We start from the raw sequence: 9928 nt of genomic DNA on the forward strand, positions 1-9928 counted from the left end.
CCGGTCCCACCGTCGGCGCCGTTGCCGGCGAGGTTGCCGGCGCTGCCGCCGGTCCCACCGGCCCCGCCGTTGCCGAAGAGTCGCCCGCCGAGCCCGCCGGCACCACCGGCACCGCCATCGCCGGCGGCGACGCCGTTGCCGCCGGCACCGCCGGCACCGCCGGCACCGAAGACCAATCCGCCCCGGCCGCCGCTACCGCCGAGGCCGCCGGTCGCGCCGGCGGAACCGCCGTCGCCACCGGCCCCGCCGGCACCGCCGGTGCCGAACAGCCCCGCTGCGCCGCCGCTGCCGCCCACGCCACCGGCCTGCCCGCCGGCGCCGGCGCCGCCGGCCCCGCCGTTGCCGCCCGAGCCGAACAATCCGCCGGCGGCTCCGTTGCCGCCGGCGCCTCCGGTGGCGGCGCCGGTGCCACCGGCCCCGCCGTTGCCACCGTGGCCCCACAGCAGGCCCGCGGCGCCGCCGTTGCCGCCGGGCCCGGAGCCCGTCGCGCTGACCGCACCGGATCCGCCGTTGCCGCCATTGCCGATCAAGATGCCGGCATCGCCGCCGTTTTTCCCGCTACCTGCCGGCGCCGCGGCGCCGTTGCCGATCAGCGGGCGCCCGAACAGCGCCAGGCTGGGCGCGTTGATCAAGTCAAGTAGTGACTGCAGCGGACTGATGCTGGCAGCGTCCGCGGCCGCATACGAACCGGCAGCCGCCGACAACGCCCCCACGAACTGTTGGTGGTATATCGCAGCCTGTGCGCCGAGCGCCTGGTAGCCCTGCGCGTGTGCTTCGAACAGCACCGCAATGGCCGCCGACACCTCGTCGGCGGCTGCGGGCAGCAGGGTAGTCGTCGGCGCCGTCGCCGCGCCGTTGGCAGTGTTGATCGCCGAACCGATTCCGGCCAGATCGATTGCCGTTGCGGCCAAGACGTCCGGCGCCGCGATCACAAATGACATGGTGTGCTCCCGGGTCGCACCCTCGATCGAGGCGCACATCGTAGCGTGCGGTCAGCACGATTACGCACGTTTACGCCGAACTGCGCAACTTGGCCGCTACTTGGCCGCTCGCGTCGCGGGATGCACGGCGACCAGCCCCAACTGGTCTCGGCGCCTGCAGATTTCGGTCAATTCTGCATACGCCTTGACACCGAGCAACTCGGTGAGCTCGTCGGCCAGGCTCTCCCACACCTGCCTGGTTCCGGTATGGGCGGCGGGATCACCGGTGCAATACCAGTGCAGGTCAGCGCCTCCGGAGCCCCAGCCGCGGCGATCGTATTCGGTGACCGTGGTCTTGAGGATCTCGGTCCCGTCGGGTCTGGTCACCCACTCCTGACTGCGCCGGATCGGCAACTGCCAACAGACATCGGGTTTCATGCTCAGCGGTGCCACGCCCAGTTGCAGCGCCTTGGTGTGCAGGGCACACCCGGGGCCGGCCCTAAAACCCGGCCGGTTCAAAAAGATGCATGCATCCTTGTGCTTTCTGGTGCGGTACTGCGGTTGCCCGTCGTGCTCGTCGAGCTCCAGATACCCCTTGCGGCCCAAGCCCTTTTCGCGAAATTGCCAGTCCTCGTCGGTCAGCGTTTTCACCGCGTCGTCCAACCGGGCCCGGTCGTCGTCGTCGGACAGGAACGCACCATGCGAGCAGCACCCGTCATGCGGCCGGCCGGCGACGGTACCCTGACAGGCGCGGGTCCCGAATACACATGTCCAGCGGGACAGCAGCCAGGTCAGGTCGGCGGCGATCAGATGCTCGGGATTGTCGGGATCGTAGAACTCCACCCATTCGCGGGGAAAGTCCAATCCGACTTCTTGCCCCGGATGCACCGGCCGCGGGCGCGAATTTGCCACGGTTGCAACGTTAGTCCACGATCGGCGAGCTGCGGGCCGGCACCGGCGCGTGCCTTGCACGTCGCACGCCGGCAATTCCGCGGCCGAATCGGGCGAAGCCGGTCACCGGGTCGCTCGGCGCCCCGCCGCCAGGCCCGACTAGTTTGATTTCGTGCGATTGGGCGTGCTGGACGTGGGCAGCAACACGGTCCATCTGCTGGTGGTTGATGCTCACCGTGGCGGGCATCCGACACCGATGAGTTCGACGAAGGCCACGCTGCGGCTGGCCGAAGCCACCGACAGCTCGGGCAAGATCACCAAGCGCGGCGCCGACAAGCTGATGTCGACCATCGACGAGTTCGCCAAGATCGCGGTGAGCTCGGGCTGTGCCGAGTTGATGGCCTTTGCCACCTCGGCGGTCCGAGACGCCGAGAATTCCGAGGATGTGCTCGCCCGAGTCGGCAAAGAAACCGGGGTCGAATTGCAGGTGCTGAGCGGCGTCGACGAGTCCCGGCTGACCTTTCTGGCGGTGCGACGCTGGTATGGGTGGAGTGCGGGGCGCATCGTCAACCTCGACATCGGCGGCGGTTCGCTGGAATTGTCCAGCGGCGTGGACGAGGAGCCCGAGGTAGCGCTGTCGCTGCCGTTGGGTGCCGGGCGGTTGACGCGTGAGTGGCTGCCCGACGACCCGCCCGGGCGCCGGCGGGTGGCGATGTTGCGGGACTGGCTCGATGCCGAGCTGGCGGACGCCAGTGTGGCCGTTCTGGAAGCCGGTGGTCCTGACCTGGCGGTCGCAACATCGAAGACGTTTCGTTCGCTGGCGCGGCTCACCGGAGCGGCGCCGTCGGCCGCCGGACCACGGGTGAAACGAATGCTGACGGCCAACGGCCTCAGACAACTCATATCTTTCATCTCTAGGATGACGACCGCTGACCGTGCGGAATTGGAAGGAGTCAGCGCCGAGCGGGCGCCGCAAATCGTGGCGGGGGCTCTGGTCGCAGAGGCAAGCATGCGAGCGTTGTCGATAGAGGCGGTGGACATCTGCCCGTGGGCGCTGCGGGAAGGCGTGATTTTGCGCCGACTCGACAGCGAGGCCGACGAGACCGCCTTCATCGAAATGTCGCCGACGGCGACATCGGTGCGCGATGCTGGAGGCCAGGTAGTAGATCGGAATGCTGCTCACCGATCGAGAGGCAACAAACCATGACTGGACCCCATTCCGACATGGAGGAAACCAGACAGATCTCGGTCGCCGAACTACTGGCCAGGAACGGCACCATCGGGGCTCCCGCCGTGACCCGGCGGCGCCGCCGCCGCCGCGGTGACAGCGACTCCGTCACGGTGGCCGAGCTGACCGGTGAAATCCCGGTCATTCGTGAGGATCGTCACGAGGACCGTCACGACACGGCGCAGACCTCCGCGCCGGCTGCGCCGCAACCGCCGGAACCGCCGGCGCCGGTTGACAAGGTGGCCGACGCGACCCCCCGGTACGCCGGGCCGCCTTCGCAACCCGAGCCGCTCGCCGAGCAGCCCGCTAAGGCCAAGTACTGGTCCGAGCCCGAACCGCGCTGGCCCAGATCCGAGCCGGTCACCCGACGCAAATCCGGCCCCGAGCGCAGTGAGTATCCGCGCCCGCTGCGTCACACCGACGACGGCGACACCTCGGAGCAGCAGTCCGGCGCCGAGCACATGAGCCCCGATCCGGTTGGGCATTACGTCGAGACCTCGGTGGATGCGTTGGACGTCGAGGCGGAGGAGGCCGAATCGGCCGACGACGAGTCGGCATACGTGCGTTCCTACCTGCACGACGTGGACGGTGCCGCGGAGCGGACCCTGTTCGGCGGCCAGTCCCTCGCCGACGAGGTGGCCCGGCGTCGGGGCGAGACCCCGGCCCTGTTCGACGAGGAGCAGCTCGACCGGGACGTTGCCGGCGAGGCGCGCGGGTCGGGCGGCGCGTTGGGCATGCTGGTGCCGCTGTGGCGCGCCACGGTGGTGGTACTGCAATCGATTCTGGCGGTGGTGTTCGGTGCCGGACTGTTCATCGCCTTCGACCAGCTGTGGCGCTGGAACCGCATCGTGGCGTTGGTGCTGTCGGTGCTGGTTATCCTCGGGCTGGTGGTTGCGGTGCGCGTGGTCCGCAAGACCGAGGACATCGCCAGTACGTTGATCGCGGTTGCGGTCGGTGCGCTGATTACCTGGGGGCCGTTGGTGCTATCTCTGCAAACAGGCTAGGCGCCACGACACACCGTGCGCCCAGCAATCAAAGTCGGCCTGTCGACGGCTTCGGTGTACCCACTGCGGGCCGAGGCCGCGTTCGAGTACGCCGCCCGCCTCGGCTACGACGGAGTCGAACTGATGGTGTGGGGCGAGTCGGTCAGCCAGGACGTCGACGCCGTCAAGCGGCTGTCGCGGCGCTACCGCGTGCCGGTGCTGTCCGTACACGCTCCGTGCCTGCTGATTTCGCAGCGGGTGTGGGGCGCCAACCCGATTCCGAAGCTGGAGCGCAGTGTGCGCGCCGCCGAACGGCTGGGCGCCCAGACGGTCGTGGTACATCCGCCGTTCCGGTGGCAACGGCGCTACGCCGAGGGATTCAGTGAGCAGGTTGCCGCGTTGGAAGCGTCCAGTGACGTGATGGTCGCCGTCGAGAACATGTTTCCGTTCCGGGCGGACCGGCTTTTCGGGGCCGGCCAATCACGGGAACGGATGCGTCGCCGCGGCGGTGGTCCCGGTCCGGCCATTTCCGCGTTCGCGCCGTCCTACGACCCGCTGGACGGCGATCACGCCCACTACACGCTGGACCTCTCCCATACCTCGACCGCGGGCACCGATGCGCTGGATATGGCTCGTCGGATGGGCCCGGGTCTGGTCCATCTGCACCTGTGCGACGGTAGCGGGCTGCCCGCCGACGAGCACCTGGTGCCTGGTCGCGGCACCCAGCCCACCGCCGCGGTGTGCCAGATGCTGGCGGGCTCCGGTTTCACCGGCCATGTGGTGCTGGAGGTGTCCACCTCATCGGCGCGTTCGGCTGGCGAGCGCGAAGCCATGCTGGTGGAGTCCCTGCAGTTCGCCCGCACTCATCTGCTGCGGTGACATGACCGCGATGTTCACCTCCGCGATGGCGTTGCGGCAAGTCGAGGCCGGTGCTGATGGCGCGGTGTTTCACGGCAGCCTGAACCGGCATTGGACCATCGGTCCCAAGGTGCATGGCGGCGCGATGATGGCGCTGTGTGCCAACGCGGCCCGCATCGCTTACGGCGGGCCGGGACCGCAGCCGCCGTTGCAACCCGTCGTTGTGTCGGCGAATTTCTTGTGGGCGCCCGAACCGGGAGCCATGCGACTGGTGACGTCGATGCGCAAACGCGGCCGCCGGATCGGCGTGGTCGACGTCGAACTCACCCAGGGTGAGCGCACCGCGGTGCATGCCGTCGTCACGCTGGGCGAACCCGAGCACCAGGAATGCGGTGTGCCGGCCCCGCTGCTGTCGGCGAACCCGGTCGTGGACCTGATGGCACCCGAACCCCCCGAGGACATCGCCCCGATCGGTCCGGGCCACCCGTTGGCCGGACTGGTGCACCTGGGCGAGGGCTGCGACGTTCGGCCGCTGTTGTCGACGCTGGAGCGGAGCGCCGACGGGCGCCCGCCGGTCATCCAGATGTGGGCGCGCCCGCGTGGGGTGGCTCCGGACCCGCTTTTCGCGCTCATGTGCGGGGATTTGTCGGCACCGGTGACGTTTGCCGTGGACCGCACCGGGTGGGCGCCGACGGTCCAACTCACCGCCTTCCTTCGGGCGCTGCCCGCCGACGGCTGGCTGCGGATCGTTGCCACCTGTATGGAGATCGGACATGACTGGTTCGACGAGGACCACGTAGTCGTCGACAGCATGGGCCGCCTGGTGGTGCAAGCGCGTCAATTGGCAATGGTCCCGGTCGCTCGCTAGCGATTGCGGGTCTGCGATGCTGTCCGGCATGGCAAGAATCGCGATCATCGGTGGGGGCAGTATCGGCGAAGCGTTGCTGTCGGGTTTGCTGCGCGCGGGCCGGCAGGTCAAAGACCTGGTCGTGGCCGAACGGGTCCCCGAGCGCGCCAAGTACCTGGCCGGTACCTACTCGGTCCTGGTGACTTCGGTCAGCGATGCGATCGAGAACGCGACGATCGTGGTGATCGCGGTCAAGCCCGCCGACGTCGAGACGGTGCTGGGTGACTTGGCGGCTGCGGCCGCGGCCGCCGGAAGCGACAGCGTCGAACAGGTGTTCGTCACGGTCGCCGCGGGAGTCACGACCTCCTACTTCGAATCCAAGCTGCCGGCGGGCACCCCGGTGGTCCGGGCGATGCCGAACGCGGCGGCGCTGGTGGCAGCCGGGGTCACCGCGCTGGCCAAGGGGCGGTTCGTGACGCCGGAACAGCTGGAGGAGGTGTCTGCGCTCTTCGCCGCGGTCGGTGTCGTACTCAACGTTCCCGAGCAGCAGTTGGACGCGGTGACCGCGTTGTCGGGCTCGGGGCCTGCGTATTTCTTTCTGCTGGTCGAGGCCCTGGTCGACGCCGGTGTCGCGGTGGGCTTGAGCCGCCAGGTGGCCACGGAGCTGACCACGCAGACCCTGGCCGGGTCGACGGCGATGCTGCTGGACCGGATGGACCAAGACCGACGGGCCGTAGCCGAGCCGTCGGGGTTGCCGGTGGACACCACGGCGCTGCAACTGCGGGCGTCGGTCACCTCACCGGGCGGGACGACAGCTGCCGGCCTGCGCGAGCTGGAAAAAGGCGGATTTCGGGCGGTCGTCGACGCGGCCGTTCAGGCTGCCAAAAGCCGCTCTGAGCAGCTAAGAATTACATCGGAATAATTCAAGAATTTTGAACTGATTTCCTCTCACCAGTACCAATAACCCCACTAGTCCCGCTATTCTCCTCTTTGTATGCACGTGTGGGTGCCAGCGGAGGGGAAGCCGCTGGCATTGCGCGTGCCTGACATGATTGGGTTGCGATGACGTCTTCCAACGGGCCATCGGCGCGGGATTCTGCAGGTAAATCGGTACGAGACAGCGGTACGGGCGAAGGCCAGCAGGCCGGCACCCAATTCCTCACCGTGGCGGAGGTGGCTTCGCTGATGCGGGTCTCCAAGATGACCGTGTACCGGCTGGTGCACAACGGGGAGCTGCCCGCGGTTCGGGTCGGACGGTCGTTCCGGGTGCATGCCAAGGCTGTTCACGACATGCTGCAGACCTCCTACTTCGCCGGCTAGCCGACAGCATCGCAGGTCGGAGTGGGCCGTCACGGGTCCGCCTCGTCAGGCGTCGCTGACCGACGCCGACCGACGCCGACCGACGCCGACCGACAATGTGCCCGGTTTGGTGTTCGGTACGGCGGGCTGGGTAGAGTGACTGGGTCCTTGTGTAGTCCTCGTAGTCACGTGTAGTCACAGACAAGCGGTCACGGTCAGATAGCGGAGTCCATGGGTTCAGTAATCAAGAAGCGACGCAAGCGGATGTCGAAGAAGAAGCATCGCAAGCTGCTGCGCCGCACCCGGGTGCAGCGCAGAAAACTCGGTAAGTAAGGCCCGTCCGGACCCCCTGCTGACGCGTACCGTCACCGGCTTGTAACGCCACTGTCTCTCCTCGCCGCTAGGCTGTCGGGGTGGACTCGTCGAGCGGCCAGGGGGGCGGCGCCGGAGGAATCGGTGGCCGCAGTAACGACACGGTGCACTACCCCAAGGTAGTGCTGGTCACCGGTGCGTGTCGGTTTCTTGGCGGTTACCTGACCGCCCGGCTGGCGCAGAACCCGTTGATCAACTCGGTCATCGCGGTGGACGCGATCGCGCCCAGCAAGGACATGCTGCGTCGCATGGGCCGGGCCGAGTTCGTACGAGCCGACATTCGTAATCCCTTCATCGCCAAGGTAATTCGAAACGGCGATGTCGACACTGTGGTGCATGCCGCGGCGGCGTCTTATGCGCCGCGGTCCGGCGGAAGCGCGGCGTTGAAAGAAATCAACGTGATGGGCGCCATGCAGCTGTTTGCGGCCTGCCAGAAGGCGCCGTCGGTTCGCCGCGTCGTGCTGAAGTCCACATCCGAGGTTTATGGCTCCAGCCCGCATGACCCCGTGGTGTTCACGGAGGACAGCACCAGCCGTCGGCCATTTCGCGAGGGTTTCGCCAAGGACAGCCTGGACATCGAGGGTTACGCGCGCGGCCTGGGCCGGCGCCGGCCCGACATTGCGGTGACGATCCTGCGGCTGGCCAACATGATCGGCCCGGCGATGGACACCACACTGTCGCGATATCTTGCCGGGCCCTTCGTGCCCACGATGTTCGGCCGTGACGCACGGCTGCAATTGCTGCACGAGCAGGATGCGCTCGGCGCCCTGGAGCGCGGTGCAATGGCCGGCAAAGCCGGCACCTTCAACATTGGTGCCGACGGCATCATCATGCTGTCGCAGGCGATCCGCCGGGCGGGCCGAATTCCGTTGCCGGTACCGATTTTTGGCGTGTGGGCTCTTGATTCGCTGAGACGGGCTAACGGATACACCGAGATCAACCGAGAGCAATTCGACTATTTGAGTTACGGCAGGGTGATGGACACCACCAGGATGCGCGCCGAACTCGGCTATCAGCCCAAGTGGACCACGGCCGAGGCGTTCGACGACTACGTTCGCGGCCGCGGCCTAACTCCCATAATCGACCCGCATCGGGTACGCTCCTGGGAGGGTCGCGCGATCGCGTTAGCGCAACGGTGGGGAGCCCGGAAGCCAATTCCATGGGTGGGGGTCAGGTAGATTTGGGTAGCTATCGTGGCGGGTGAGACCAGAGCGAATGTCATTCCACTGCACAGTAATCGGGGTCGGGTAGCAGCGCGCCGCCGTGCCGGTCAACGCGCCGACGCGTCTCGTGAGCATCCTTCGCTGCTGTCCGATCCGAATGGCCGCGCGTCGGCCGAACAGATCGCCGCGGTGGTGCGGGAAATCGACGAGCATCGACGTGCCGCGGGTGCGACAGGCACGTCCGGATCGGCTGAAGCGCCGCTCAACGATGTGGCGCAGCGTGTCGCCTCGGTCGCGGGATTCCTGCGGCAGCGGCTTACCGGTGATTACAGCGTCGACGAATTCGGATTCGACCCGCATTTCAACGACGCGATCGTTCGGCCTTTGCTGAGGTTTTTCTTCAGGTCATGGTTTCGGGTTGAAGTCAGCGGTATCGAAAACATTCCCAGCGACGGCGCCGCGCTGTTGGTCGCCAACCATGCCGGAGTATTGCCCTTCGACGGGTTGATGCTTTCGGTGGCGGTCCACGACGAACATCCGGCCCACCGGGATCTGCGCCTGCTCGCCGCCGACATGGTGTTCGACCTGCCCGTAGTGGGCGAGGCCGCCCGCAGGGCGGGCCACACCATGGCCTGCACCACCGACGCGCACCGACTGCTGGCCTCCGGCGAACTCACGGCGGTGTTCCCCGAGGGTTACAAAGGCCTGGGTAAGCGCTTCGAGGACCGTTATCGCCTGCAGAGATTCGGCCGGGGCGGCTTCGTGTCGGCGGCCCTGCGTACCAGGGCGCCGATTGTGCCCTGCTCGATCATCGGCTCGGAAGAGATCTACCCGATGCTCACCGATGTCAAGTTGCTGGCGCGCCTGTTCGGTTTGCCCTACTTCCCGATCACCCCGCTGTTCCCGCTGGCAGGCCCGGCAGGGCTGGTGCCGTTGCCGTCCAAATGGCGCATCGCATTCGGTGAGCCGATCTACACGGCCGACTACGCGACCACCGACGCCGAGGACCCGATGGTCACCTTCGAGTTGACCGATCAGGTGCGCGAAACCATCCAGCAGACGCTGTATCGGCTGTTGGCCGGGCGTCGCAACATTTTCCTAGGCTGAGGTCTCGCGCGCGGCCTACGGGGCGTGCACGAGCGTAACGCCAGGGCGAAAATCCGGGGGTGGGTTCATACGGTCAAGACAACGTCCGTTGATCGTGGAGGTTGTCGTGTCGAGTGGTTATCTGCATCCGCGATTGACACGGCGGGCGTTGTTCGACTGTGTGTGTCAGGGGGCGCCGCTTATTCGGGTGGCGCGTGAGATGGGCGTGTCGACGATGTCAGGGTGGCTGTGGTGGCGCGACGCTGGGGCGGTGTAACTCA

At 67.3% G+C, this 9928-nt stretch carries 11 protein-coding genes and 1 pseudogene; 10 read left to right on the top strand and 2 right to left on the bottom strand.

The genetic code is table 11. The annotated features are described in order from the left end of the window. Both EET13_RS03730 and EET13_RS03735 read right to left on the bottom strand, forming a co-directional pair. A partial coding sequence (locus tag EET13_RS03730; protein WP_136623099.1) for a PE family protein occupies nt 1-941 on the bottom strand: 941 nt, incomplete at its 3' end. A gap of 96 nt (nt 942-1037) precedes the next feature. Continuing rightward, entirely contained in the window at nt 1038-1832 is a 795-nt protein-coding gene (locus tag EET13_RS03735) for a DUF3109 family protein (protein WP_122441034.1), read from the bottom strand. Between the two features lie 151 nt (nt 1833-1983). Between EET13_RS03735 and EET13_RS03740 the strand changes: the two genes are divergently transcribed. From EET13_RS03740 to EET13_RS32695, 10 genes and pseudogenes are all read left to right on the top strand, one after another. Then, nucleotides 1984-3018, top strand: a complete 1035-nt coding sequence (locus EET13_RS03740) for a Ppx/GppA family phosphatase (protein WP_211186339.1) — start codon at nt 1984-1986, stop codon at nt 3016-3018. Continuing rightward, nucleotides 3015-4043, top strand: coding sequence for a hypothetical protein (locus EET13_RS03745; protein ID WP_122441035.1), 1029 nt, complete (start codon nt 3015-3017; stop codon nt 4041-4043). The genes EET13_RS03740 and EET13_RS03745 overlap by 4 nt, the downstream gene beginning before the upstream one ends. A 15-nt stretch (nt 4044-4058) precedes the next feature. Beyond that, complete coding sequence (locus EET13_RS03750) at nt 4059-4901, top strand: sugar phosphate isomerase/epimerase family protein (RefSeq protein WP_122441036.1); 843 nt, start codon at nt 4059-4061, stop codon at nt 4899-4901. A 1-nt stretch (nt 4902) separates the two neighbouring features. Then, nucleotides 4903-5748: a thioesterase family protein gene (locus EET13_RS03755; RefSeq protein ID WP_122441037.1), complete on the top strand. Its 846-nt coding sequence runs from the start codon at nt 4903-4905 to the stop codon at nt 5746-5748. Between the two features lie 28 nt (nt 5749-5776). Then, nucleotides 5777-6649 (top strand): pyrroline-5-carboxylate reductase, encoded by an 873-nt coding sequence (proC, locus tag EET13_RS03760; protein ID WP_211186340.1) that lies wholly within the window; start codon nt 5777-5779, stop codon nt 6647-6649. Nucleotides 6650-6789: 140 nt separating this feature from the next. After that, the gene (locus EET13_RS03765) at nt 6790-7047 is read left to right on the top strand and encodes a helix-turn-helix domain-containing protein (protein ID WP_122441039.1); all 258 of its coding nucleotides are present in this window, start codon (nt 6790-6792) and stop codon (nt 7045-7047) included. A 210-nt stretch (nt 7048-7257) separates the two neighbouring features. Then, nucleotides 7258-7359, top strand: a complete 102-nt coding sequence (locus EET13_RS03770) for a 30S ribosomal protein bS22 (protein ID WP_003402602.1) — start codon at nt 7258-7260, stop codon at nt 7357-7359. An 80-nt stretch (nt 7360-7439) separates the two neighbouring features. Beyond that, nucleotides 7440-8576 carry an SDR family oxidoreductase gene (locus tag EET13_RS03775; protein WP_122441040.1) on the top strand — a complete coding sequence of 379 codons (1137 nt, stop codon included), beginning with the start codon at nt 7440-7442 and terminating at the stop codon, nt 8574-8576. 15 nt (nt 8577-8591) lie between these two features. Further along, nucleotides 8592-9668: a lysophospholipid acyltransferase family protein gene (locus EET13_RS03780; protein WP_122441041.1), complete on the top strand. Its 1077-nt coding sequence runs from the start codon at nt 8592-8594 to the stop codon at nt 9666-9668. Nucleotides 9669-9774: 106 nt separating this feature from the next. After that, nucleotides 9775-9921 (top strand): annotated as a pseudogene (locus tag EET13_RS32695) (IS30 family transposase); the annotation flags it as partial. Between the last annotated feature and the right edge of the window lie 7 nt (nt 9922-9928).

Origin of the sequence: Mycobacterium attenuatum, from assembly GCF_900566085.1 — a bacterium.
GTDB classification, from domain to species: Bacteria; Actinomycetota; Actinomycetes; order Mycobacteriales; family Mycobacteriaceae; genus Mycobacterium; species Mycobacterium attenuatum.

What these genes read in the sequence shown, in the direction of transcription:
- EET13_RS03770 (WP_003402602.1), top strand. Translation starts at nt 7,258, where the DNA reads ATGGGTTCAGTAATCAAGAAGCGACGCAAGCGGATGTCGAAGAAGAAG.
- EET13_RS03755 (WP_122441037.1), top strand. Translation starts at nt 4,903, where the DNA reads ATGACCGCGATGTTCACCTCCGCGATGGCGTTGCGGCAAGTCGAGGCC.
- EET13_RS03765 (WP_122441039.1), top strand. Translation starts at nt 6,790, where the DNA reads ATGACGTCTTCCAACGGGCCATCGGCGCGGGATTCTGCAGGTAAATCG.
- EET13_RS03745 (WP_122441035.1), top strand. Translation starts at nt 3,015, where the DNA reads ATGACTGGACCCCATTCCGACATGGAGGAAACCAGACAGATCTCGGTC.
- proC (WP_211186340.1), top strand. Translation starts at nt 5,777, where the DNA reads ATGGCAAGAATCGCGATCATCGGTGGGGGCAGTATCGGCGAAGCGTTG.